This is a genomic window from Kitasatospora sp. NPDC002227 (genome assembly GCF_040296285.1).
GTDB lineage: Bacteria > Actinomycetota > Actinomycetes > Streptomycetales > Streptomycetaceae > Kitasatospora.
This window is the reverse complement of record NZ_JBEOWY010000022.1, coordinates 95,010-120,161: the sequence shown is the minus strand read 5'-3', so window position 1 is coordinate 120,161 and position 25,152 is coordinate 95,010. Positions and strand designations below refer to the sequence as shown.

Genomic DNA, 25,152 nt, shown 5'->3' with positions numbered 1-25,152 from the left:
GCTTACTCATGTTGCTCTTGCTTCCCACCTGAAACTGCTTCCTCCGGGCTCACATGTCCCAGTCTCCAGGTGTCCAGCCGCAGGGTGGAACTTCATATCGCTGTCAGACCGAGGCAATCGGCAGCTGAAGACCGCAGTCCTGCTCGTGCAGTTCGCAGCTGCACTGCGGGTCTTGCTCACGGCTCACAGCAGCTGATCACCTCGGCCTTCCGCAGACCGGCGGAACGGGTGGCGGCCTGACCCAAGTTGGCCGTCACCCGGCCTGATACCCATTTGCTATCAAGCTGATAGCCAACGGCACATCAGCAACCGTACCTTGAGGTTCGCCTTAAGGTACGGAGAATCCGCAACCCAAATGTGGTGACCTTTTATCTTGCGGCGCCCGGCCGACGCGAGGGCATCAACCCTGCGCAGACTCATAGAGTTGAGCAACCTGGCCGGCCAGCAGCCACGACAGGTGGAACAGGGACGCCCGGCCGGTCACCCAGCGGTCGGCACCTGGAACTCGCAGCCAGCGCCGAAGGCGTTCTCGTCGAGCTCGGCCCTCCGCTCCGGGCTGAGCTTGCCCCACTCGATGGCGCACAGCACGTGGGACCGCTCCTGTCCGCGCCCAGCGATCATTGCCTGAGCGAACCGCCCGGCGTCCATCGACCGCTTCTGCTTCGCCTCGTACTGCTGCGTCCACTCCGGGCTGCCGATCTTCGGCTCGGGCGGCTTCGTGGTCTCCCCCGAGGTTGCCACCGCGACGATCCCCCCGACCACTACGGCTGCGCACGCCAGCTCCACGGCAATCAGCCGCGCCCCCTTCAGCTTCATGATCAGCGACGCTAGCAGGCGGCGTCCGACCCCGCACGGGTCAGATCCCGTTTGCGTCCCGCTTCCGCTGGCGCTCTGCAGCAGACTCCCGCTGCTGCTTCTCGTCTTCTTTAACCTGCATCTTGTGCTCCTCGCGGCGTAGACCGCGGGCCTCGCGGGCATCCTGAACCACCCTTGGCGCTGGAGGAGCTGGCTCTTGCCGCAGGTAGGCGCCCAAGCTGGCCCTGGCATGGTCAGCAACGCGGATGATCAAGCCATACGGATTCGTGCGATGGTAGTGCAATGGCGTCGGCCAGTCGGCAACCACGTCGATCTGTTCTCGGATCGCCTCCCTTCGGGAGCTGTCCCGCAGGGCCTCAACGGGCGCGGCTGCGGGGCCAAGGATGTCCTGCAGCCGGGTATTCCAGTCGTCGGAGTCTCCGTCGCCCCACCAGTTCAGGACCTGGGCCATCGTGTCGGGGATGAGCCGGGCATGGACCTCGACATCCCACCAAATACTCAGGAGCTGGCGAACGGCTTCGCGCTCTTCATTCGCGATCGATTGCCTCCGCTCGTGCACCCGGGCCAGCCACGTTGTACCGATGCTGGTCGCTGCGCCGACGCCAGCACCCGCAAGGACGAAGATGCCTGGGCTCCAGTTGCTCACGACGGCAGTGTCGCGCGCTCAACAGACCCTGGCATCTCCGGATCGGCCACCCAGGTGGCGGTAACCCTATTGTGGCGATTACGAGCTACCGGCGGCCGTCGAGCCGTCCGTCGTCCATACCGTTCGGCAGCATGGCGAGCTGGTCGGGGTCCGCGAGCTCGGTCAGACCGTGCACAGCGGCGTCCATGCGGTCTGGGGAGTCCATGCCGGCGACCCAGGTGACCATCTGTCCTTCGAGCTGCTCGTAGTGGCCGACGTGGTGGACTCGGCCCTGCTCGTACAGCTGGGCGATCGGCTCGGCGCGCAACCGCTTGCCGACCTTGGCGGTGACTTCGAGGATCATCGGCATCAGCAGGCCCCTGGTCTCACCGTCGCGGGCGAGTTGGTCCCATGCCTGGGTGACGATCTGCCTCGCCATGTCCCCGCCGTAGTTGGACTCGACCACGATCGCGTCGGCCTTCAGCTCCATGGCGAGGCGGCACGCGGTGATGCCCCAGTCGTTGGCGCCCATGTTCGCGGAGCGGTCGTCCAGGACGTACAGGTGGTCGTCGTATCCGAGGGCAACGCCGACGACGCCGGTCTCGTCGCCGACCAGACTCTCGCCGCCGGCGGGGTCGACGGCGACGATGATCCGCGCCATGTCGAGGCCGCCGAACGTGACGGCGGTGATGCGGTGTTGGTCGATCCAGGCGCGCTGCCAGACGCCGCCTTCCTGGGGCCTCGGTTTCTGCTGGTAGAGGCTCCACCAGACGCGCTCGCCGACGGCCCGACGGATCTTGGCGAGGGCCTTCTTGCCGTATCGGGCGGGCCAGAGCGGTTCGCCGACTGCTCGGCCGAGCGCGTCGTCCGGGGCGTCGGCGATCGCCGGGAGGTCGATGATGATCCAGTCGTCGGCGGTCTCGCTGGCGAGGATGCGTCCGGCGAGGTCGTCTTCGCTCCACCGGGTCTGGATGACGATGACGGAGCCGCCGGGCTCGATGCGGGTGAGGAGGACGGACTGCCACCACTCCCACAGGCGCTTCCGCATCGTTGGCGACTGGGCTTCGGCGTCGTCCTTGATCGGGTCGTCCACCACGGCGAGGTGGGCGCCCTTGCCGGTGAGGCCGCCGCCGACGCCGGCGCACACCAGGCCGCCCTCGTGGCCGAGGATGTCGAAGCGGTTCGCCGCCTTCGAGCCGGGGTGGAGGGCGATGCCGATCTGCTCGCCCCACGTGGTGATGGCGTCGCGGATCCACCGGCCGTGGTCGTCGGCCAGCTCGGCCGAGTAGGAGGCGATCATCACGCGGTGGTCCGGCCGTTGGAGCAGGTACCACAGCGGCGCCCAGCGAGCTGCGCGTCGGCTCTTGCCGTGGCGCGGCGGCATGGTGAGGAGCAGCCGGATGGACTCGCCGGCGGCGATCCGGGCGAAGGCGTCGTCGATGAGCGCCAGGTGCTCGGCCTGCATCTCGCGTCTGGAGGTGAGGACCGCGGCGAGAGAGCCCGGCGAGCGGCGCATCGCCATGTCCTTCTCGACCTGGGCGAGTTCGGCGCGCAGCTGCGGTGAGGCTTGCGCGGCGATGGTCCGGCGGCGGTCGGCGGGCAGCGCCCGGTACTGGTCGAGGAGTTCGGCGGGGGCCGGCATCAGGTGGCCTCGCCCTCGGTGGCGGCGATCAACTGCGCCAACTCGGCGGCGGTGACGGCCTCCACGGTGATCGGCCCCTCGTCCGGCCCGGACAGCTCGGTGCGGGTCGGCTCGTCTATGCCGAGGAGGCGGGCGTCGCGCTCCAGAATGCGCACGGCGCGGTCGATCGCAGGCAGGTCACCGTCCTTGACGGCCCGTCGGAACGCGATGAAGAAGAGGCGCTCCAGGCGCATGTGGTGGAGGACGCGGAGCTGGTCGACGGAGACGCCAAGCTCGGTGTGCCGCTCCTGAAGGGCGAGCTGAACGTCCTTGCAGGCGTAGCGGATCAGCGCGGCATCGTCCGGCGGCTCCTTGCCCTTGGCGTAGAGGTCGGCGCCGTAGCCCTGCGGGTAGGCGATCCGGTCGGAGTTGATCCTCGGATCGGCGGCGAGCTTGCGGCCGATGGTGAGCCAGTCGACCCCGGCCAGCTGGAGCTCGATGGCGTCGGCGCGGCGCTGCGCGATGGCAGCACGCTGCGCCCGAGTAGGGCGAGCCATGGCGCGGGTCCTCCGTCAGGTACGCCCCCGCGCCGACCTACATAATCCCACCGCGGCAAGTGTCAGTCCGCCTGCGCAGTATGTCCTTCGAACCGGAGCCGCAGCCAAAACTGCCGGTCCGATGCTTCGCGGAGGTGGGTGCGACGATCCTTGGCCGTTCCCGAGAGCACGGCCTCGTGACTCGCGAGGCGCAACTGCGCTTCTTCGCACAGGAGTTTTCGCTGTTCAGGGTTGAGGTGACCAAGGCGCGTGACGAGCCGATTTAGGTCGTCAAGAAGCTTTCTGGCAGCGTCTGACTGGTACGCGGCGCATAGCTCGATCACCTCTTGCTGAACTTTCGCTACGTGACGCTCGATGCCTTCAAGGGTGAGGTTCGCGACGTAGTCAGGGAAGTGGTACTCGCGCCGAGCACCGAAGGAGAAGGAGTATGCCGGCCGACGCTCGATAGCTCTCTGCCACTCCCGGAGCGTCCGGTTCTTCTTGCTGCTGTTGCAGCTTTCGCATGCGGGAACCAAGTTGTAGATGTCGTCGCGACCTCCCTTGTCAACGGGAACGACATGGTCGACGGCCTCCGCCTCGCCCAGCTCGCAGTACGTGCACCAGCCCCCGTTTGCGCTAAGTACAGCTTGTCGAACCCACGTTGGTAGCGTTGTGCGATCGAGGAGCCACATGGCCGCATTGTTGCGGCGACCACTGACAGTCCCCCGACCGAATCGTTGGTCACCGGCGCTGTAGCCCTGCGGGTAGGCGATCCGGTCGGAGTTGATCCTCGGATCGGCGGCGAGCTTGCGGCCGATGGTGAGCCAGTCGACCCCGGCCAGCTGGAGCTCGATGGCGTCGGGGCGGCGCTGCGCGATGGCAGCACGCTGCGCCCGAGTAGGGCGGGCCATGGGGCGCGAAGATCCTTCCGTGCGCCCCGCACCGCCTACATGATCTCGCATGGGCCAGTGCGTACGGTATTCCGCCTCAAGGCCACGGATCGGGGACTAGACTTGGGGCTGTGATGGGGCCTCGATGCGGTTTGCGCCGACTGGCCTGGGGAGTTGAGCTTCCCCGGGCTCGCAGTGCGCTTCTCGGGACACCATCCCCCGGCTCCGCTTCAGCCCTTGCAGGTGCAGTCTCCGCATTTCGCTCTGTCGCGCGGGAGGGCCGCAAGTACACCGCCCGCTTCGTCCAGGACGCTCTTGGGTGGCCCGCCGACGAGCTCGAAAAGCCATGGACCAACCTGGACGGCGGAATTCCCTGCTTCGCTGAATCCACGCGTCGTGGAAGCAGTGAGTCTGAGTGGGATGCGGCACTCGGTGAGATCTGGCACGAGTTCTGGGTCCAAGGACACATCCAGCAGTCGGAGCGCCACACAGGGCAGCCGAGGGCAGCACAGTTGAGCGCACGCCAGTTCACCAGAGTGATCAAGCTCGCCCTGAGTGCCAATCAGCTCGCGTCCGTGGACGGCGAATCGCGGGCAAGTTCCCGGTTGTCGATGCTTGCCGATGGCTCCGGGGACTTCCTTCATGACCTCCTGAAGGTCACTGCCACGCGGCAATACGGCATCATCATCGACCCTTATCAGCCGGGTCAGAGCATCTACCAGTCCGGGTTCTTCAGCTCCCTCAGGAGGCTGGAGTCCGGCTACTTGCTCGCCGTCTCACTCCGTTCGCTCCAGCAGCCGCTGACGGAAGAGTCGGCGCTACCCGCATCCACCAGCTTTCCGCAGCCCCTGGCGATCGCTTGCGGGATTACCAGGCTCAGTCGCCCCCTGATTCCCCGAGCACCCGGAACCGCAATGGTGGCCGGGAGCTTCGGGGTGGGCTTCCATGGGCATTGGTTGAGCCTGGCCGCCTGATCTCTACACCCTCCCAGTGATTCCTACTTGGAGGACAAATGCACTTTCTCAGCGACTTGGAGCTCTTCGAGGCTGGGCTGAAGCTCGTGGGTCTCGGCACGGCGGTCGCCGACCTGATCGTCCAGGGTCGGAGCCGCAGCTCCCGCACCCTGGCGCCGAGCCGGGCGGCCAGCAGGCCGCGGCGGATCGCGTCCCGGAAGTCGGGGCGACGTCTGTGCGAGCTGCGCCGGTCGCGCCAGCGGCGGGTTATGGCGCTCATGGCCGGGAACGTCGTCCCGCCGGTTAGCCAGCGGCCGATTCCGAGGCGTAGCCGCCAGCGTGGTCCGGCCAGGCGTCGGCCGTAAGCGCAGTAGTGGGGGCCATCGGTCGGCTGGCCCCCACCCCTCCGCAGGCGGGCTGAAGCTGCCAGGCAGCTGACGGATTGGTAGTCGGAAGAGAGCCGTTGAAGCCGGGCAGGAGTCTGAGCTCGTGCCCGGCTTCAACGGCGCTTCATCTGGGGGCCGCCTCGCGGACTAGCCCGCCGGTCCTTTTCGGCCCTCACGTGCCCAGGTTCGGCTGCAGATCGGTCACTTGGAGAAGTAGCCGCTGCAGTCGATGACGAGGTCGGTGGTGCCATAGGCGAAGTTGTAGAAGTTGATCTGGCCGTTGGTGTTGGTGGGTGTGAGGGCGAGGTTGGCGAGGGTGTTGCCGGTGTTCCAGTTGAGGTTGGAGGCGGTGGGGACGGCGCCTCCGGTGGGGTAGGCGGTGAGGTAGCCGGGGGAGCCGGTGTTGGTGACGGTCAGGACGGTCGCCAGCGTGGGGGTGGCGGCGGTGGTGACCTGCTGGGTGTCGGTGTTGGGCATGGTCCACGTCTGGGCGCTGGTGAGGGGGGCGGCGGCCTTGCCGGTGCCGGTGCCGTTGCGGGTGTCGACGAGGCGGACCGGGTTGACGGCGTGGTAGGCCTGGCCGGTGTTGTCGGTGGTGTAGTAGCCGGCGATGTCGACCAGGATCGCGGTGCTGCTGAGGTAGTTGGCGATGGTGATGGTGCCGCCGGTGCCGATGGGCGTGTCCGCGGACATGGAGGCCAGCGCGCTGGTGGTGTTGTAGGTGAGGCTGGTCATCGTGGTGGGGGCGGCGCCGGTGGCGTAGGCCTGGAGGTAGCCGTTGCCGCTCTCACCCGCTGCGGTGAGGTTGACCGCGACCGCGGTGGCGTTGGCCGGGACGTTGTTGACGCCGGCGACCTTCAGCGTGAAGGACGTGCCCGCGGGGACGGTCCCGGTGCTGGTGAGGCTGGTGTTGGCGGTGCTGGAGCGGGTGTCCAGGGTCCGGGTGGCGGTCGTCAGCGGGGTGTAGGTCTGGTTGCCCGTCAGCGTGGAGTCGCTGGTGAAGTAGCCGGTGATGTCGACGACGAGGGCGACCGTGTCGGTCCCGTAGCCGTGGGTGAACAGGTCGATCTTGCCGTCGTTGCCGACGGGGACGATCTGGTAGCCGGTGGCGGGGGTGTTCGGTGCGAAGTTGGTCGACGAGGTCAGCGGCCGCTGGGTGCCATCGGCGTAGGCGGTGACGTACCCGTAGCCGGTCTCGTTGGCGACGGTCACGTCGATAGCCACGGCGGTGACGCTGTCCGGGATGTGGTTGGGGGCGCCGCTGGTGGAGGGGGTGACGGTGTCGCCGGCGATCCGCAGGCTGGTGACCGAGCCGCCGTGAACGGTGCTGGTGCCCGCGGTGGCGGTGCCGTCGGTGTACCCGATGCTGCCGCTGTTACGGGTGTCGAGGATCCGGGTGGGGGTGATGGCCTGGTGGTACGAGGCGGGGGTGTACGGGCGCGCCGGAGGCAGGGCCGCACCCGTCCAGGTCTGGACGTTCGCGATCCGGCCGGTGAAGTAGTCGCCGCGCGTGCCGGACTTGAAGTCGTCACCGATCTGGAAGTAGCTGGTGGCGCCGGTGCTCGGGGCGGCGTGGGAGATCTGGTAGACGAAGATGTCGTCGACGTACAGGCTCATCACGGCGGTGGTCTTGTCGTAGGTCGCCGTCAGGTGCGCCCAGGAGCCGAGCTGGACGGTTCCGGCGGTGATGGTGTCGAAGGTCGCGGCGGTGCCGGAGCCGGTGTTGAGGCTGAACTGCCAGCCGGCGCTGGTGGGGGTGATCAGGATCCCGGAGTTGGCGGACCCGTCCTGGGAGAGCACGGTGCCGCCGTAGGTGGTGGGAAACGCCCAGGCGGAGACCGTGAAGCTGTTGGTCAGGTCGAGAGCCTTTCCGCTGGCCTGCAGGTAGTTCCCGCCACCCAGGGTGACATCGGAGGTGAACATCCCTCCGCTGGACGCGATGACACCGCTGGTACCGGTAAGAGCCAGAGGGCTGCCGGAGGTGGTGTCGGCAGCGGTGTGGCTGGTGGTGCTGTAGTCGTTGAGCGGCCAGTTGTGAGCCGCGGTGGTGAGGGTCTGTGCCGTCTTGGGGGTCAGGTTCCCGGTGGCGTCAGCAATGTAGGGCGTGACCGCTCCGGAACTGCTGACGGTGAACAGGTCGGGGTTGCCGTCGTTGTTGATGTCGGCGGCCTGCAGGACCGGGACGCTGCTCGCGTCCCAGCCCGATGCGGCGGACTTGAACCCGCTGGCCAACGCGGTGTCGGTATTTCCGCCCATGGCGTCGGACGCCAGCGTGTTCAGGCTGGCGCTGTTGAGGTACCAGAGCTGTCCGGCCGAGGCCGAGGTGGGGTTGGTGTCACGGGCGAAGATCGCGGGCAGCCCGCTGACCAGGGTGCTGGTGATGGTCCAGCCGCTCCAGTCCGTGGAGCACAAGGTGTTGCTGTTGGCCGCGTTCTGGGCGAGGCAGTACGGGTTGTAGTCGGCCAGATCGGTGGCCTGGCCCGCGCCCGTGTAGTGGGCCGTTACCTTGGTGGCTGCCTCGAGGTAGAGCTTGCCGCCCATGACCAGGAGCAGGTCGGGATAGCCGGTGGTGGCGCTGCTGTTGACGGTGTTGTACAGACTGCCGCCGGTGGCGATGGAGGTGGCGAAGGATCGTGGCGTGGACGCCCCGTTGCTGAGGCTGAAGGTGCCGGTGGCGTCGAAGACAGGGAGAGCGTCGACGGGGTTCAGGGTGCTTCCGTCGCCCTGGCCGCGCAGGATTTCCGCGCTGGCGTATCCGGCGGCCTGGTCAAAGGTGTAGTCGAGTACGTCGTTGAAGCCGTTGCCGGTGAAGAAGTGGCCGGTGATGGCCTGGGTGCCGGTGAAGGAACCCGGGGTCTGGGTCGTGGCGACCCCGTTGCCGTTGATGCCGATGTTGGCGGCGATGGCGTTGGCCTGGTTGGTCCCGGCGTTGTTGAGCTGGCCGGTCCCGGTGCCGTTGGCGAGCCAGAGTCCGGCGGGCAGCCTGTTCTTCCCGCCGACGGTGAGGAGGTCGGCCTTGCCGTCCCCGGTCATGTCGTCGCCGGTGGCGGTGGCGGGAGCGGAGGCGAGGAACCGGTAGACGAAGCTGTCGCCGATGTTGCTGCCGGCGGAGACGGCGGTGACGACCAGCGAGTTGGTCTGCCGGGTGGGCTTGAGGGAGATCGTGGCCGTGTAGGGGCTGGTGGTCGAAGCCAGGACGCTGACGGGGGCCCCGTCGTTGAGCTGGTAGAGGTAGCTCGCGGGGGAGCCGGTGGTGGTGTTGGTGTCAGTGATCGTGAAGCCGGCCGAGGTGCCGACGACGCACAGCGGGTTCGACGCGTTGCTCGTGCCAAGGTCGGGGCACGAGCTGGTGCCGGTGGTGACCGGGGCGACCGTGGGCGCGCCCGGGACGGTGGGGTCGTAGTAGAAGTGGCACGTCGCGGACGGGCTGCTGGTCAGGTACTGGTCACTGACGCTGACGTACCAGGCGAACTGAGTCTTGGCGGTCAGTGCCTGGAACGGGCCCGAGGTGCTGGTGTGCGAGTAGAAGGCACTGGCGGTCGTGCCGCTGGTGGAGTTGATGTTCTGCGGGTAGGTGGCACCGCTGGCCATGTTCTTCAGCACGAACTGGGCCGTGAGCGGGCTGATGGTGCCGTCGGGGTCGGAGACCGGCGCGCGCAGGGTGATGTCGTTCTTGCCCAGGACCGTGGGGCTGCCGGCGGTGCAGTCGGTGGGCGGGTTCGTGGTCAGGCCCGCGGCGGCGGGAGTGGTCGGCGTGTGGTCGAACGTGGTGGTGATGGTGGCGGAGTTGGAGAACTTCTTCCACCCCAGGTCGTCGCTCTCGTTCGCGGCCTGGAGGCCGAACGTGGCGCTGGACCAGTGCTGGCTGGCGGCCTTCTGCATCAGCGACGTGATGTTGAAGCCGACCGCGTCCGCCGCGCAGCCGGGGTAGCCGTGAGCCGCAGTGGCGGTCCCCAGGTTGGTGTCCCAGGACGGCTGGTTGTGCCAGGTGGTCTGGTCGCTGATGGACCCGGTCGAGTACAGGGTGACGTCCGTGCCCGTGCATGACGCCGACCAGTTCTCCCAGAACGAGATGTTCGAGGAGATGACACTGGCGTTCCACACACTGGCGTTGACACCGGTCTGAAAAAAGGACCGCGCGGTGAAGTGGTCGGCCGTCCAGTCCGTGTACCCGACGAACTGCGGGCCGTGGCCCTTGGAGTCCGGCGACTGCCCCCAGTACGCGGTGTCGGGCCACTCGTCAGCCACATACGTCCACGCCTGAAGGGCGTCCTGCTGGCCAGAGGGGGTGAAGGTGGGGTCGATGTAGACCGGGTAGACGATGCCCTTCCCCCGAAGAACACCACTGTCCGGGGTCAGGCTGATCGCACCGTCACGGTAGGCGGCCTTCAGACCGGCCGCATGGGCCGCGACGCCGCGCTGCGCGGTGCTGGAGGCCACGGGGGCGCCGGTGTGGGCCTCGAGCAGTCGGCCGGTCTTCGGCTCGGCCACCGTCGCCGTGCCGCTCGGGGCCGGCGTGGAGTCCCACATCGTCGGGGCCGGTGCGGAGAACAGTGCGCGCCCGGCCTTGTTCTTCGCGGTGACGTTGCCGGCGGCGTCGGTCGCGACGGTGACACCGGTGGCCTGGGTCGTCAGCTTGAGCTCGGCGAGGGCGGGGTTCGCGGCCGCGGTGGCGTCCTTGACGACCAGGACCTCGCTGAACCCGCCGGTGGCTTGGGCGGCGACCGTGAGGTCCACGCCGGGAAGAACGTCGCTGTAAGTCGCCGTGTCACCCGCCAGGGCGGGGGCGGGGAGGGTGAATGCCGCAGGGAGGGAAACGGCCAGGGCGCCGTCTGCGGCCTTCATCTGCGCCAGAGGCTTTCCGCTCCCGCCGCCTGAGAGGGCCAGGGCGGTGGTCGTGACCTTCGGCGAGATCGTGCCGTCCGCGTTGCGGACCAAGGTGGTGTCCAGGTCCTGCCACTGCCCGTGGACGCGCTTGCGGACCGGAGCGGTGTTCTGACTTAGGGTCAGGGTGCCGTTGGGGTTAGCCGTCAGCGTGGAGGAGTCGGTGGTGGCGGCGGTGGCCTGGACGGGCTTGCCCGAGGCCTTGGCCTGCGCGAGCGCCTCGTCCGGACCGATACCCAGTGACGAACTCGCGGTAGTCGGGGCTGCCGCCGTCCGGCCCTGCTGCGGCGTGCTCGCGAGCGCGGCAGCAGGCGCGAGGAGTGCTGTGGTGACCGCCAGAGCGGCCGCGCGTACGGCCAGCCTTCTGGGCCGCGGACTGAGGACGGTCGGGCGGGATCTCATGTGCTGGCTCTACTTCCCAGGTCGAAAGATGCGGGCAGCCTGCACGCTCCGTCCACGCCCTGGACAACAAAGGAAGCCTGGAAAATTCCACGAACTATCCCGCTGATCAGCACTGTTGGCGACACGTCAGGAGTAGCCCACGGGGATGGCAGACAAGGCCCAGGTGACCGGCGCTGAACAGGCCAGGGGAACCGTACCTTGCCCGAAGGAAAAAAGCTTCTACTAAGCAGTCCGTGATATCCACTAAGTAGCCCGCCATGTCTGCTTTTACGGCGATTAGTACCGTTAAGCGCAGCAACTCTCCCGCCGAATATTTACTCCGCTCCACGCCCTCTGGTATCACTACGCGCGGATCGGAGGATCAGCTGATCTCGCGCGACATGCTCCCGGGAACTTCCGGTGCACGCAGGTCCCATAACGCTGAAACCTGGACAGAAGGGCGCGAAGTGATACCGGATCAACAGGCAGAAAAATATGGGTGGCCTCGGTCGCAAAACTACCCGAGGCCACGTATAAGCGGCATAAAGGCGATAGCTGCAGCAGTGGCGTGGTGCGTGGGCACCACCATGGCGTTCAGCACGACGGCGAACGCCGTGCCGCCGAACTGGACGACACCAGCCCACGTCAAGGTCGACCTCGGCAAGGCAGTGACCGGCCTGACCCGCGTGCCGCACACGCAGGTGAAGACATCCACCGCCACCAACGGGTCCTTCACCCCGAGCAAAACCGCGTGGCCAGCCGAGGCAACCGCCAGCCTGGATCTGGCAGCGCCGAAGGGCTCCGCCACCGGGGCCAAGACAGCCGCCCCGGGCACCCCAGTCTGGGCGCAGGCCGTCGCCTCCCCCAAGGGCTCCTACGCCAGGCCAACCACTCTGGGGGTATCGGTCAAGTCCCATGACCTCGCCACGAAGCTCGGGATCTCCGGCGTGGTGTGGTCACTGGCCGACAACACCGCCTCCGCCCAGCAACAGGGTAGTGTCCGCGTCGGCCTGGACTACGGCGCGTTCAGCCAGGCGATCGGCGGCAACTACGCCTCCCGGCTCCACTTGGTGCAACTGCCGGCCTGCGCTCTGACGACGCCGGAGCTGGCGAAGTGCCGAGTCCAGACGCCGCTGGCCTCGGTGAACGACCCCAAGGCCGGAAGCGTGTCCGCCGAGGTACCCGTCGGCTCCACGGGCGTGACCAACGCTGCTGACACCTCCCCGTCCACAGGCATGGCGTCGCCCAAGGCGGTGCCGGCCGTCTACACGGACTCGCTCCGGTCTGCACCGTCGGCGGTCCAGGCCGCCTCGACCTCCGGTGCGGCCACGGTGATCGCGGCCACCGACTCCACCGGGCAGGAGGGCGGCGCGGGCGGCACCTACGCCTCCACCGGGGTTTCCTCGTCGGGTTCATGGTCCCAGAGCGGCTCCTCGGGTGACTTCACCTACTCCTACAAGGTCCAGGTGCCCGGGGCGTCCACGTCGCTGGCTCCGGACGCCTCGCTGGCCTACGACTCGGGGAGCGTGGACGGGAAGACGTCAAACACACAGGCCCAATCCTCCTGGGTCGGTGACGGCTGGGAGACCCAGAACTCCGCCATCACCCAGCACTTCGTTCCCTGCTCCGACAGCCCCGAGGGCAGCGCCGGATCGGTCACCACCTCCGACGAATGCTACGACGGCCAGCTCCTGAGCCTGTCACTCAACGGGTCCTCCACCTCCATCGTCTACGACTCCAGCGGAAAATACCGCCTCGCCGACGACAGCGGCGCCACTGTCTCCCACCTCGTCAACCAGTCCAACGGGTCCGGCACTTACAACACCGACTACTGGGTGATCACCGAGCGGAACGGCACCTCGTACTACTTCGGGCGCAACCAGCTCCCGGGCTGGTCCTCCGGCAAGCCGGTCACCAACTCGGTGGACTACGAGCGGGTTTACGCCGCCCACTCCACCGACCCCTGCTACAACGCGACGCCAGCCAACTCGTACTGCACGATGGCCTACCAGTGGCACCTCGACTACGTCACCACCGTCACCGGCGCAGCGATGTCCTACTACTACACGCAGGACACCAACTACTACGGTGCCAACAACGGCGCGAACAACGGCGCCTCGGCACCCAAGTACGTGCGTGACTCTTACCTGAACCACATCGACTACGGGTTCACCACCGCCACAGGCCCGTACGGCACCGTGCCGGACAAGGTCCTCTACACCCCCGGCGTGCGGTGCGTCTCGCCGAACCCGTGCGGCAGCGGGGAGACCTCCTCGAACGCGGCGAGTTACCCGGACGTGCCGTTCGACCTGATCTGTGCGCAGGGAGCGACCTGCAGCAGTTTCGCGCCGTCGTTCTTCTCCACCGTCCGCCTGAGCGCCATCACCACGCAGCAGTACTCGGTGGCGTCGAGCGGTTATGTGAACGTGGACTCCTACGCGTTCACCCACACCGAGCCCGATGTCACGGACAAGAAGACCAGCGCGACGCTGTGGCTCGACTCGGTCCTGCACACCGGGTACGACACCACCGCGGGCGGCTCCACCGCCCCAATCCCGACACCCCCGGTGAGCTTCGCCGGCTCGGCGCTGGAGAACCGGGTCGACACGTCGGTCTACCCGGGGATGTTCCGATACCGGATCACCGCGATCAAGAACGAGCTCGGCGGGACCACCGGCGTCACGTACAAGGTGCCGCAGGCCTGTTCGACCGCAGCCACGCCGTCGGCGAACACCGGCTCCTGCTTCCCCGTGTACTGGACCCCCAAGCAGGCCACCGGCCCGATGCTGGACTGGTTCAACAAGTGGGCGGTCCAGCAGGTCCTCGAGACCGACACAACCGGAGGCTCGCTCGCGAAGGAGACCGACTACGACTACCTTGATCCGGCCTGGCACTATGACGACAACGAACTCGTCCAGCCCAAGTACCGCACCTACGGGCAGTGGCACGGCTACCGGCAGGTGACGACCACCACCGGAAACGGCGCGGCCGACGCCAAGACCGCCCAGGTCACCACCTACTACCAGGGCATGGACGGCGACTACCTCTCGCCCACCTCGACCCGCACCAAGAGACTGAGCGACTCCCAGAACGGGACCCACACCGACTCGCCCCAGCTCACCGGCAAGATTCTCGAATCCACCGCCTACCTCGGCAACGGCGGCGCAGTCGACCACAGCACCATCACCTCGTACTGGATCTCACCGGCCACCGCGACCCGCGCCCGCACCGGACTCCCCGACCTGACCGCCACCATGACGGGCACCGCCGAGGTGTGGAGCCGGCAGCGGCTCACAGACGGCGGGCAGGTCTCCTGGCGTTACAACGAGACCGACACGACGTACGACGCAAACACCGGGCATGCCAACTTCGGCCTCCCGCTCTACTCGTACGCGCACACCGTACCGGCCAACACCGCCTACGACCGGTGCACCAGCACCACCTACGCACCCGCGAACACCGGCTCAAACCTGGTCGGCCTCGTCGCTGGCACCGAGGTTGACTCGGTGGCCTGCGCCGGGTTCACCGAAGGATCCGTCGCCTCGGTCCCGAACGGACTGAACACCCTCGGCGCGCCGGCCAGTGTGAGCCGGCCCGCCCAGGTCGTCTCTGCAAGCCAAACGTTCTACGACGACGCCACGTTCAGCACCACGTTCCCGCAGACCACCGCGCCCACCATGGGCCTGGTCACGATGGCCCGCCAGGCCACCACCTACAGCGCGGGCGCCTTCACCTGGCGCACCGGCACCCGCAACACCTACGACAGCACCTATCACCGGCTCGCCTCGGCGACAGACGGCAACGGCAACACCACCAACACCGGCTACACCGTCAACACGGCCTACCTCACGACCGGCCAGAGCGTCACCCAGCCCACGGTTAGCGGCGTCGCCCACGTCGCCTCCACCACCCTCGACCCCGAGCGCGGCCTCGTACTGACCAGCACTGACGTCAACGGCGTGGTGACCACCACCCAGTACGACGCCCTCGGCCGGCCGACCTCGGTCTGGGCGAGCTCGCGCCCGACCAGCAGCCTGGCCAACCAGACCTACACCTACACCATGTCCAACTCCGGGGTGTCCGGCGTGGTGACCAACACCCTCAACGACAACAACGGCTACCTCACCTCGGTCAGCATCCAGGACTCCCTCGGCCGGGCTCGGCAGACCCAGACCCACACGCCGCAGGGCGGACGGCTGATCAACGACACCCTCTACGACTCACGCGGCTGGACAGCCAAGAAGAACAACAACTACTGGGACTCCGCCACCACCCCGACCCTCGACCTCATGGGCGTCCCGGACAGCAAGGTCGCCAACCAGGACGTCTACACCTACGACGGCCTCGGCCGGGCAATCTACGACCAGTCCGAGCAGTACGGCTCGGTCGTCACCACCACAACCAGCGTCTACAACGGCGACGCCACCACCGTCATCCCCCCCACCGGCGGCGTGACCAAGACAACCAAGACCGACCCGGCCGGGCGCACCAGCGAACTCGACGCCTACTCCGCTGCGCCGACCCTGACCACCCCAGCCAACACCACCACCGGAATCTTCTACCTCACAGGCGGCACCACCGTCCCCACCACCTACGGCTTCGACGGCCACGGCAACCAGGCCACCACCACCGACGCCAAGGGCGATGTCTGGACCAGCACGTTCGACCTCGCCAGGGAGGTGACCTCCAAGGCCGACCCCACCGCCGGCACCAGCACCATGTCCTACGACGCGGTCGGTAACCTCCTGCAGACCCAGGACTCCCGCGGCACTTACGTCTCCACCACCTACGACGCACTCAACCGCAAGACCGGCCGCTACGCGGCAGCGACCTCCGCGCAGGCCGCCTGGACGTCCGCCACGGCGCCCGGCAACCAGACCGCTGCATGGGTGTACGACAACGCCAACGCGGTCGCGTCCGTGACCTACCCGATCGGGCACGTCACCACCGCGACCTCGTACTTCAACGGCAACCCCTACACGCAGCAGGCCGTCGGCTTCAACGTGTTCGGCAAGTCCCTCGGCGAGCAGATAATCATCCCCTCCGCCGCACAGGGCACGCTACTCGGCAAAACCTGGAAGATCACCCACGGCTACAGCACCACGCTCGGCCTGCTGGGCTCGGACGGGTACCTGCTCGGCGGCGGACTTCCCGCCGAGACCGTCGTATACAGCTACAACAACGACGGCCTCCCCTACGGCCTCGGCACCACCGTCTACAGCTACGTCCAGGCCACCACCTACACCGCCTACGGGCAGGTCGCGCAGACTCAGCTGGGTGACGCCTCCGTCACCAAGTACTCGAACGTCACCAACACCTACGACCCCCACACCGGGGCTCTGAAGGACCAGCTGGTCACCCGCTCCAGCACGACCCCGGCCACTGTCGACGACACCGCCTACACCTACGACCTGGCCGGCAACCCCAGGAGCCAGACCGAAACCCGCCTCGGGTCCTCCGCCAACGCCGAGACCCAGTGCTTCACCTACGACGCGCTCGACCGGCTCACCACCGCCTGGACCGCCACCGACCAGTGTGCGGCCACCCCCACCGCGGCGAATCACTCGACGGTTGGGGACGGCATCACCGGCGGCGCGTACTGGACCGACTGGACCTTCGACGCGATCGGCAACCGCCAGACCCAGAACCAGCACGCCCTGGCGGCGCCGAACACCGACAACGTCACCACCTCCACGTACTCCATCACCCAGCCGAACACCCTCACCGGCACTAGCAGCACCACCGGTGCCACGACCGGCTACACCTACGACACCGCCGGCAACACCTACACACGCAACACCCCCACCGGCAACCAGAACCTGACCTGGAACAACGAAGGCGAACTCACCCAGGTCGCCAACACCACCACCAGCAAGAACACCAACTACATCTACGACGCCGACGGCAGACTGCTCCTCCAGATCGATCCCGCCACCACCACGCTCTACCTCGGCAGCGAACAGATCACCCTCACGGGCAGCACCCTCACCGGCGGTGTCCCGACAGGCGGCACCCTCACCGGCGTGCGCTACTACTCCGCCCCCGGCGGCGCCACCATCGCGCGAACCGGCACCGGCACCAACTACAACTTCGAACTCGGCAACGACCGCCACGGCACCGGCAGCCTCACCCTCGACTCCACCGCCCAAACCCCCACCTGGCGGCAGTTCGACCCCTACGGCAACCCACGCGGCACCGCACCTTCCACCTGGATCGACAACCGCACCTTCCTCAACAAGCCCACCGACACCGTCACCGGCCTCACCAACATCGGAGCCCGCTACTACGACTCCACCCTCGGCCGTTTCATCAGCCTCGACCCCATATTCGAATCCTCCGATAGCACCCAGCTCGGCGGATATTCCTACGCTGGAAGCAATCCCGTTGTACATAGCGACCCGAGCGGCTTGCGGATAGTAGACCAAGATTCAGGATATGCGGGTGGATCAGCACAAGATCTAGAAGAAGCGATCACCCCCAATTCGAACCCGGAAGGCGAACAGGACACAGGGAATATCACTCGCCTCAACAGCCCGAAGCTTTACTTTCCCAAGAAGGGGAGCTTGTCGCAGGAGCAACTGGATGACATCGGTCAGATAAATTACAGAAATGCACTGGATGCAGTTAACGACTATGTCAACCAGGGCTACTGGAATACATTTAAAACGGTGGTCGTATCCCAGGTCGACGTCGATTGGGAGGATGGCCTATCTGTTCCGCGAACTGTAGCATTTGTGAACCAGGGCTTCAGGATGGACAAGTACGGCCAAGCCTTGGTCAGCAAACTCAGCGACCTTGGCGTCACTGTCATTCAGCGAGAGCTTCCCAAGCAAGAAAAGCCCGAAGATCATGCAGAAACGGCAGCGAGGATGTTCAGGGGGCGGCCGGACCTGCAGAATGACTGGCTCCAGGGCAATATCGCGAAAGTCAAGGCCCTTACTCTGAACAACTACACCTGCGGGCCGAAATGCGGGGAGAGCTTGACGGAATTTGTTAATGATCCGGACATCAAGATGGGCGAAGATGTAATCTCCTTGACCCCGAAGGGGCAAGTTGTCACTAAGGAAACGGTTGCGAAGTACAGACAAATGAGGAATGTGAAATCGTCGGAAATGTCGGCACTTGAAGCCGGGATGGAAATTAGCTTCGGCGCGGGACTGGGGGAGGACGACGAGGACTCCAGCCGCTAGCTAGCAATAGGCACCGTCCTGACCGTGGCATGCCCGGACCGCGAGGTCCGGGCATGCCATTTTCAGCCGTCGCCCTCTTGGACAAGATTTGGGTTAGGCGGTAGAGTGCTGGGAACTGCAGAGATAAGGACGGTCCATGCCAACACCTATTAGGGTTTCGGGCGATACTCTCAGAATTAACGCTGCTCACACCGGGCCGGTCTGGCCATTGTCCTTTTACGAGTCCGCCGAGGGTCATTTTCTGATCTCATCAAGAGGCCGCGGAAGCGACGGAATCCGCCGATGGAACATCGACACCGGTGAACTCTCGCTAGTATATTCCGACAGTAATGTTGGCCCGCTCTCGCACTCGTCGGCCTCCTTTGACTCCCAGCGGCCCTTGCTCGCCGCAGCTACACAGGAGGGTATTTTTCGCTGGGACGCAGAAACAGGGACCCGGCTTCCCGATTTGCCCGAGCTTACTACCAGGACAATGTGGGGCGTATCTGTCGCCCCCGTGCGCAATGGCTTGCCCTTGCTCGTGGGAGCTGGCGCTGATGGTGCCATTTACAGGTGGTCCGCCTTGAATGGCGAAGCATTCGGAGCGCCGATTCATGGGCACTCCAGTACCGTGCAATCGGTGCTTCTGGTTACGCCTCCAGGGGGAAATTCTGTAATTCTCTCTGGGGATGAACACGGAACAGTCCACCGCTGGGACGCTGCCACAGGCGACCCCGTAGGAGGGAAGCTCTGCGAGCTCGACTCCATGGCTATGCTGCTTACCTCGCTCGTGCTCGAAGATGGAAGGCTGCTTGTAGCCTGCGGCACAGCCTATGGGGAAATCCGGTGCTTCGACGTAGCTACTGGAGAGCCCGTTGGACGGTCCATTAATACAGGGAATGGGACCCCTGCTATTGCTGCAATCAGCACTCCCGAAGGACCTCTCCTCCTCGCTTCAAGCGATGACGGGATCGTCCAACAATGGGACGTCAACACAGGCGAGATTATTGATGACTCCCTGGAAGGCGTCTCAGTTGCTACGGCAATGCTTTCCGATGGGTCCTACGCGCTCGCCACAGGCCAGCAGAATGGTGATATTAACATTCTGCGAACTGGTGGCCCCCGCAGGGTCTCAGCATAGTCGAGCGATGTCCGATTAGTGCTTCTGTTGAGGTGGGCTCCGCGGTTGGGTGGGGCCACGGTCAGTACTGTCTACTGGATCACCAGCGTGACCATTGGGAAATCTGACGATCAAGGCCTTACGCTAGGTCCGCAACTCCACCTCATTCTCCGAACTCATTAGGCTCGCCTGATCGCCATACGGACGCCCGCCGATTTCGCCGAATCCGGGGCCCGAATACCCTCCAGGATGGCCAGGGCTTCGGCGTAGTCGGCGGGTGTCCGTATGGTGACTACGCGAGGCCGAGGAACGTGAGGGGTCGGCGGGTGTCGCGTGCGTTGCGGTGGAGGCCGGCGGCGATGTTCTTGACGTTGCCCAGCCGCAGGGCGCCCATCGCGAGGTTGTGTCAGGTCGCCATCGCGTGTGGAGCGTTGCCGGTCCGCAATTGGGAGGCGTCTTCGGCGAAGGTGGTGTCGCGGGCGTGGTGCAGGGCCTCGATCTTCCAGTGGTCCCGGATCAGCCAGGCGAGCTGGGCGGGGGTCGCATGCCCGGCGGTCAGGCTGGTCACCGCGTAGACGGTGGTAATGATGGTCTTGTCGGTCTTGCTGTCGGTGCGGCGGCGCTTGATCTGGACGGCCCGGCGGGCGCCGGGGAAGAGCAGGTTGTTCACGGTGGCGACCTTGACCCGGCGAATCTCGACGCGGCCGTGGCCGCTGCCGCGCGTGTGGTCCTGGAGCGGGATGTCTTTCCAGGGAAGGGACTTCAGCTGCTTGCGCAGCGACTGAGGAGGTAGTCGGCGTGCACGCGCTGGGTGTGCAGTGCGTCGCTGGTAACGACCATCCCGGCCAGGTCGGCGATGGTGTCCAACAGTGGGTGGAAGCAGGTGGTCTCGCCGGTCTTCTCGCAGACGTCGAGCTGGGCCAGCACCAGGCCAGTGGTGTGCTTCATCGCGGCAAGCAGGTGGATCTTCCGGCCCCTTGCCCTGGCCGCGCCGCGCAGGGATTTGCCGTCCACGGACAGGCCGGGCAGCCCGGCCGCACCAGGTCGGCTGCGAGCTTGCGGCCGATGGTGAGCCAGTCGACCCCAGCCAGCTGGAGCTCGATGGCGTCGGCGCGGCGCTGCGCGATGGCAGCGCGCTGCGCCCGGGTGGGGCGAGCCATGGGGCGCGAAGATCCTTCCGTGCGCCTCCGCGCCGCTTCTATGATCCCCTAGGCCAGCTCCGTTGCCTCGATCTATCGTGGCCGCATGAAGCTTCGGTCGGGATTTCGCGAGTTGAAGGCGTTGGTCGATGCCACGCCCCTCAGCCACCTTCCCGTCCTGACGGGCCACAACTCCACCGGCATGGCTAGGGTCTTGGACGCGCTGGCCTGGATGCTCCGCGTGATGGAGCTGGAGACAACAGCGGACGTACGCCGCGAAGTGCTCCAGTTCTCCATGGCGACCGCGCAGCGGAAGTCGCGGCGAACAAGCCTCGGCGACAGTGTCCTCACGGCGCTCGCAGCAGACCTGCTCGCTAGCGATGAAGCCACCTCTGGAACCGGCCTCGAAGCAGCCCGCCGACGCAGCTTCCGCCAGGCCCCAGCGCCGGCATCCGTCATCAACAGTGCTGACAACGGCGTTCAGGGCGAGGTCGCAGCCGATCTCATGGATCGCCTGGTGGACACGCTCAGGTACCTGCTGCTGTTCATCAATCTGCGGCAGAGGTCCACGCGGCGGCCGACGGTAGAGCCGTCGTACAGGCCCCCGATGTGGGCAGCTGTCTGTGGCACCGAGAGGCTAGCGGCTCCCCTGGTTCCCCGGGCTCCCGGGGTTCCCGGTGCAGCCGGTCGCTTCGGGGTGGGCTTCCACGGGCACGGTTTCAGCCTGGCTGCCTGATTCTTTCACCCCTCCCAGTAGCGGTTACTTGGAGGACGAATGCACTTTCTCACCAACTTGGAGCTCGTCGAGGCCGGACTGAAGGTCTTGGGTCTCGGCACCACGGTCGCCGACCTGATGGTCCAGGCTCGGAGCCGCAGCTCCCGCACCCTGGCGCCGAGCCGGGAGGTCAGCAGGCCGCGGCGGATCGCCTCCCGGAAGTCGGGGCGGCGTCTGGGCGAGCTGCGTCGGTCGCGTCAGCGGCGAGTGGCCCCGCGGTCGGCCGTCACCGTCGCCCGCCCGGTTGGCCAGCGGCCGGTCCCGAGGCGGAGCGGTCGGCGCGGTCCGGCCAGCCGTCGGCCGTAGTTGCAGGGGTGGGGGCCAGCGGTTTGCTGGCCCCCACCCGCCTACCTGCGGGCGCATCCGTGTGGCGCTGTTAGATCAGCCTCAGCTGCCCGGGTACGCCGTCTCGCTGCGGCGTGGGCGCCGGTGGGGCGTCTGGTGCGTTGCGGTGTTGGCGGAGCCACCAGGCGAACTGCCAGTTGCGGCAGGTGGCGAAGCGCCTGAGGGTCCTGCGGGGTTCCGTCGCGGGGATGTTGTGCGGGCCCCAGCCGGTGATCGGTCGGGCGCCTCGGAGCCTGACTTCGAGGCCAGGGACGAGCGCCGGCCCGTCCCAGTGGTATCCGGGGGCGGGCTCGAAGGCCAGGTGGGCGTTGGCGTTCCAGTTCCACGGGATGGGCAAGGCGCAGAGGTACCAGGCGAGGGGCGGGTTGGCGGTGGGCAGGTGGATGGTCTGGAGTTTGGTGTGGGCTTGAACTGCGGGGCGGTCCGGGCGGCCGAAGGCTCGGAGGCAGTGCTGATCGAGTGCGATGTTGCGGATGCCGGCGAGCCACATGATGCCGTAGTCGTCTCGGGCTAGTATTTCGACGCGAATTTGGCTCCCCAAAGCCGCCCCCATTTCGTCAGTCGCTATTCTTGAGAGAATTTCTCTCTATTGTCAATTTTATCAGGAATTCCACCATCTCCGAATGCTTCCCATGCCTGAAGTCGTTCGGATAGGGCATGTTGAATTCCTCTTCGAGGGCCTTTCGGTAGTCGGATTCGGGGAGTACTCGGGGGCCCTTGCAGACGGCCTTGAGGTTGGAGTCGGAGACGTCGCTGATGGTCACGTGCTCGAAGTAGGGCTCCAGCAGGGCCTCGAGGGTGTCGGGGGTGTGGAAGCGGAGCTTCTGCCACTTGCCCTGGACGAAGTTCATCTCCACGTTGTTGTCGTCGAGGAAGGACATGTTGATCGCGCCGCCGGTGGTCGCGCGGTTGGCGTTCTCCATCCGTGTCTCCTTGATGAGGCTGCGGGTGCCGAGGCACACGGTCCCTTCGGCGGAGCACAGGGCGTTGACGGTGGCGAGGACCCAGTGCTGGTAGTCGAGGCTGGTGGTCGCGTTGATGACGGAGTCGAGGACCACCACGTCGAAGAGGCCGCCGTCGCGCAGCTCCTTGTGGAGGGCGCGGATCATGCTGACGACCGAGCGGATGTCGACCGCGTACTTCCCGGGGGCGGTGCGGTAGGGCTCGTAGTCGAGGACGGAGTAGCCCTTGCCGCGCAGCATCTTGGCGTAGTCGCCGTGGCCGGCGCCGAAGTCTATGACTCGCTGTTCGGGCTTGAGCCAGGGCAGGACGAGCTTCTCCCAGGTCTCGGAGCCGTAGGTGAGCGTGTTCTTGGCCTTGGACGTGCGCTGGCGCAGCCGCTTCGGCTGGACGATGTGCTGGTTCCACACCGGGGCTTGGCCCTCAATGGCAGTCCAGTCGTAGACGCCGTACTCGCCGGTGAGGTCAGCGTGGAGTTGGGCGGCATCGGGCGAGGGGACAGTCCAGGCGAGCAGGTCGAAGCGGTGTGCGGCGGCGACGACGGCGTACTCGGCGTTGAGGATGATCCGGCCCTGGTCGTCCATGACGACGGAGCCCCATGGGCCGTGGCCGGCGCACATCTGGCCGATCGCGTTGATGAAGGCCCCGTTCTTGCGATCGTCCACCCGGATGGACTGCCACGGCACCCAGCTCCAGCAACCCATCTCTCCCGGCCCGGCGTGGACGATCGACGCTTCGGTCTCGACCTTGTTGTGGAGGAGGTTGAACTTGATCTCGTCCTGGAGGCGGACGGTGGTGCCGAGCATCACCGCGGGGGTGTGGGTGATGCCGAGCGCGGTCATGCCCTTGGTCCGCTGGTGGCCGGCGACAAGGGTGCCGTTGGCGTTGAGGATGACCGGCTTGACGATGCCGTGGCGGCGGATGCTGGCCTGGAGCCGCTCGAACGCGGCCGGGCTGAGACGGCGCGGGTTGTAGTCGGCGGGGCGCAGCTCGGCGAGCGGGTACGCCTCGTGAAAGGTGGTGGTGGGCGCGCTGCTCATGCGGCATCGGCCTGCTTGTGGGCGTGCTGGAGCAGGTGCCAGCCGAAGCCGAGGTCGCCGTTGGTGTCCTCGATGAATTTGCCGTGGAGCTCGGTGAGGGCCTGGACTTCCTCGGCGGTGATCCGCACGCGCGTGGAGGACCACTGGAGGTAGCCCCACTGGAGGTAGTCCACGGTGGCCTGCTCGCCGGTTCCCGCACCGTCGCTGGTCAGTTCAAGGAGGCCGGGGAGTTCGACGTCGTCCAAGAGGGCGTCCAGGGCGTCCTGGTCGTAGCCGGTGCCCTCCAGGGTGGGGAGTCCGGCGAGGATGTCGGCAAGCAGCGCACTGTCGTACCCGGCGAGGTCGCTGGTGCGGTTGTCCACGACGACGATCCGGTCGGCGGCATCGTCGTCCACGTCGATCCAGGTGGCGGCGATCTGCTCCCAGCCGAGCTCGAGTGCGGCCTTGAAGGTGTGGTTTCCGGCGAGGATCTCGCCCGGCCGGCCGGTGAGGGTGCCGCGGTTGACGACGATGGCCCGGTACTGGCCATGGACGGTGAGGGACTCGCGGATCGCGGCGAGGTCACCGGTGCGCGGGTTGCGGTGGTACGGCGTGAGGTCCGCGACCGGTACCGCGAGCGGGAGGAGCAGTTCGGGGATGCGGGCGGGCGCTTGCGTCATGTCGTCCCTCGGTAGGCCGATTCCCCGCGCCCTACTGGTGATCAACCCTAGACGATGGCGGCCCGACTGGGCCGGGCCGCCGCCGCATGGCTACTCGGTCATGGCCTGGTGGTGTGCCCGGATCTGGCTGGCGGTCAGCTCTCGGGGGTAGATCGCCACCTTCCCGATGGCACCGAGGAAGTAGGAGCGCAGGGAGGCGGTTCCGATGCGGACTGGAGATGGCGTGCGGGTCGGGACGATGCCGTAGTCCGCGAGGCTGTCTTGGTCGCGGAGGGCGCCGTCCTTGTAGATCCTCACGTACCCTGCCGGGTAAGTCGCGCTGCTGTAGTTCGAGTTGATGACGAGGGCGTAGTGGATCCACTGGCCGGGCACCACGGGGTCCTGGAAGTAGGAGCCGGCACCAAGGCCGCCTGCGGGGTTGAAGGCGTAGCCGGAGATCCTGTTTCCGCGCCCTTCGGTGTTGCCCTGGGAGTAGATCCGGGCAGCCCATTCGCAGCCACCGGCCGGGCCGTAGGTGAGCTTGCCGAGCCAGTGGACGTACCCCGTGCCTTCGACCTTCGGGAAGGTGGTGCTGTCGGGTCTGATCCAGGCTTCCACGGTGAGCTGGCCGGTCGTGGCAGCGGACTGCTGCTCCTGGGCGGGGATTTCGACGTACTGGGAGGTGCCGTTGAAGAGGGAGGCGGTGTCTCCGTTGGGGAGGGTCGCGGTGCCGGGCGAGTTCCAGTAGGTGACAGCTCCGGGCCCGACCGTCTCGGAGTTCGTACCGGTCTCACCGAGAGGCAGGTACAGGGCGGGTGCGTCTGCGAGAACAACGGTGTCGTAGGTCGAGGCTGCGGGCACAGAGCTGAGCGTC

General features: G+C 66.6%; 16 protein-coding genes. 4 read left to right on the top strand and 12 right to left on the bottom strand.

Going from position 1 to position 25,152, the window contains the following annotated elements:
- Positions 1-480: 480 nt before the first annotated feature.
- From ABT095_RS20935 to ABT095_RS20915, 5 genes are all read right to left on the bottom strand, one after another.
- Positions 481-816: a hypothetical protein gene (locus tag ABT095_RS20935; protein WP_350530951.1), complete on the bottom strand. Its 336-nt coding sequence runs from the start codon at positions 814-816 to the stop codon at positions 481-483.
- A 40-nt stretch (positions 817-856) separates the two neighbouring features.
- The gene (locus tag ABT095_RS20930) at positions 857-1,462 is read right to left on the bottom strand and encodes a hypothetical protein (RefSeq protein WP_350530950.1); all 606 of its coding nucleotides are present in this window, start codon (positions 1,460-1,462) and stop codon (positions 857-859) included.
- An 85-nt stretch (positions 1,463-1,547) separates the two neighbouring features.
- On the bottom strand, positions 1,548-3,083 hold the full coding sequence (locus ABT095_RS20925; RefSeq protein ID WP_350530949.1) for a terminase large subunit domain-containing protein: 1,536 nt from the start codon (positions 3,081-3,083) through the stop codon (positions 1,548-1,550).
- Entirely contained in the window at positions 3,083-3,619 is a 537-nt protein-coding gene (locus ABT095_RS20920; RefSeq protein WP_350530948.1) for a hypothetical protein, read from the bottom strand. The genes ABT095_RS20925 and ABT095_RS20920 overlap by 1 nt, the downstream gene beginning before the upstream one ends.
- 62 nt (positions 3,620-3,681) lie before the next feature.
- Positions 3,682-4,509, bottom strand: a complete 828-nt coding sequence (locus tag ABT095_RS20915; protein WP_350530947.1) for an HNH endonuclease — start codon at positions 4,507-4,509, stop codon at positions 3,682-3,684.
- Positions 4,510-5,000: 491 nt separating this feature from the next.
- Here ABT095_RS20915 and ABT095_RS20910 point away from each other — a divergent pair, with 491 nt between their 5' ends.
- A complete protein-coding gene (locus ABT095_RS20910) occupies positions 5,001-5,462 on the top strand; it encodes a hypothetical protein (RefSeq protein WP_350530946.1) in 462 nt (153 codons plus the stop codon).
- Positions 5,463-6,028: 566 nt separating this feature from the next.
- Here the strand turns inward: ABT095_RS20910 and ABT095_RS20905 are convergent.
- On the bottom strand, positions 6,029-11,113 hold the full coding sequence (locus tag ABT095_RS20905) for a beta strand repeat-containing protein (protein ID WP_350530945.1): 5,085 nt from the start codon (positions 11,111-11,113) through the stop codon (positions 6,029-6,031).
- Between the two features lie 554 nt (positions 11,114-11,667).
- Here ABT095_RS20905 and ABT095_RS20900 point away from each other — a divergent pair.
- Positions 11,668-18,282: an RHS repeat domain-containing protein gene (locus ABT095_RS20900; RefSeq protein ID WP_350530944.1), complete on the top strand. Its 6,615-nt coding sequence runs from the start codon at positions 11,668-11,670 to the stop codon at positions 18,280-18,282.
- A 619-nt stretch (positions 18,283-18,901) separates the two neighbouring features.
- Positions 18,902-19,402, top strand: a complete 501-nt coding sequence (locus ABT095_RS20895; RefSeq protein ID WP_350530943.1) for a WD40 repeat domain-containing protein — start codon at positions 18,902-18,904, stop codon at positions 19,400-19,402.
- A 385-nt stretch (positions 19,403-19,787) separates the two neighbouring features.
- On the opposite strand, the gene ABT095_RS20890 is transcribed toward ABT095_RS20895, so the two are convergent.
- Both ABT095_RS20890 and ABT095_RS20885 read right to left on the bottom strand, forming a co-directional pair.
- Complete coding sequence (locus tag ABT095_RS20890) at positions 19,788-20,051, bottom strand: hypothetical protein (RefSeq protein ID WP_350530942.1); 264 nt, start codon at positions 20,049-20,051, stop codon at positions 19,788-19,790.
- Positions 20,052-20,143: 92 nt separating this feature from the next.
- Positions 20,144-20,329: a hypothetical protein gene (locus tag ABT095_RS20885; protein ID WP_350530941.1), complete on the bottom strand. Its 186-nt coding sequence runs from the start codon at positions 20,327-20,329 to the stop codon at positions 20,144-20,146.
- A gap of 297 nt (positions 20,330-20,626) precedes the next feature.
- Here ABT095_RS20885 and ABT095_RS20880 point away from each other — a divergent pair, with 297 nt between their 5' ends.
- On the top strand, positions 20,627-21,256 hold the full coding sequence (locus ABT095_RS20880; protein WP_350530940.1) for a hypothetical protein: 630 nt from the start codon (positions 20,627-20,629) through the stop codon (positions 21,254-21,256).
- A gap of 415 nt (positions 21,257-21,671) precedes the next feature.
- Here the strand turns inward: ABT095_RS20880 and ABT095_RS20875 are convergent, their stop codons facing one another.
- The 4 genes from ABT095_RS20875 to ABT095_RS20860 all read right to left on the bottom strand — a co-directional run bounded on the left by ABT095_RS20875 (position 21,672) and on the right by ABT095_RS20860 (position 25,139).
- The gene (locus ABT095_RS20875; RefSeq protein WP_350530939.1) at positions 21,672-22,130 is read right to left on the bottom strand and encodes a hypothetical protein; all 459 of its coding nucleotides are present in this window, start codon (positions 22,128-22,130) and stop codon (positions 21,672-21,674) included.
- 67 nt (positions 22,131-22,197) lie between these two features.
- Positions 22,198-23,640 carry a ParB N-terminal domain-containing protein gene (locus tag ABT095_RS20870; protein WP_350530938.1) on the bottom strand — a complete coding sequence of 481 codons (1,443 nt, stop codon included), beginning with the start codon at positions 23,638-23,640 and terminating at the stop codon, positions 22,198-22,200.
- Positions 23,637-24,299 (bottom strand): ParB/RepB/Spo0J family partition protein, encoded by a 663-nt coding sequence (locus tag ABT095_RS20865; RefSeq protein ID WP_350530937.1) that lies wholly within the window; start codon positions 24,297-24,299, stop codon positions 23,637-23,639. The genes ABT095_RS20870 and ABT095_RS20865 overlap by 4 nt, the downstream gene beginning before the upstream one ends.
- Before the next feature lie 90 nt (positions 24,300-24,389).
- Positions 24,390-25,139, bottom strand: a complete 750-nt coding sequence (locus ABT095_RS20860) for a LamG domain-containing protein (RefSeq protein WP_350530936.1) — start codon at positions 25,137-25,139, stop codon at positions 24,390-24,392.
- Between the last annotated feature and the right edge of the window lie 13 nt (positions 25,140-25,152).

What these genes read in the sequence shown, in the direction of transcription:
- ABT095_RS20935 (WP_350530951.1), bottom strand. Translation starts at nt 816, where the DNA reads ATGAAGCTGAAGGGGGCGCGGCTGATTGCCGTGGAGCTGGCGTGCGCA.
- ABT095_RS20925 (WP_350530949.1), bottom strand. Translation starts at nt 3,083, where the DNA reads ATGCCGGCCCCCGCCGAACTCCTCGACCAGTACCGGGCGCTGCCCGCC.
- ABT095_RS20920 (WP_350530948.1), bottom strand. Translation starts at nt 3,619, where the DNA reads ATGGCTCGCCCTACTCGGGCGCAGCGTGCTGCCATCGCGCAGCGCCGC.
- ABT095_RS20915 (WP_350530947.1), bottom strand. Translation starts at nt 4,509, where the DNA reads ATGGCCCGCCCTACTCGGGCGCAGCGTGCTGCCATCGCGCAGCGCCGC.
- ABT095_RS20905 (WP_350530945.1), bottom strand. Translation starts at nt 11,113, where the DNA reads ATGAGATCCCGCCCGACCGTCCTCAGTCCGCGGCCCAGAAGGCTGGCC.
- ABT095_RS20885 (WP_350530941.1), bottom strand. Translation starts at nt 20,329, where the DNA reads ATGAAGCACACCACTGGCCTGGTGCTGGCCCAGCTCGACGTCTGCGAG.
- ABT095_RS20880 (WP_350530940.1), top strand. Translation starts at nt 20,627, where the DNA reads ATGAAGCTTCGGTCGGGATTTCGCGAGTTGAAGGCGTTGGTCGATGCC.
- ABT095_RS20875 (WP_350530939.1), bottom strand. Translation starts at nt 22,130, where the DNA reads ATGTGGCTCGCCGGCATCCGCAACATCGCACTCGATCAGCACTGCCTC.
- ABT095_RS20870 (WP_350530938.1), bottom strand. Translation starts at nt 23,640, where the DNA reads ATGAGCAGCGCGCCCACCACCACCTTTCACGAGGCGTACCCGCTCGCC.
- ABT095_RS20865 (WP_350530937.1), bottom strand. Translation starts at nt 24,299, where the DNA reads ATGACGCAAGCGCCCGCCCGCATCCCCGAACTGCTCCTCCCGCTCGCG.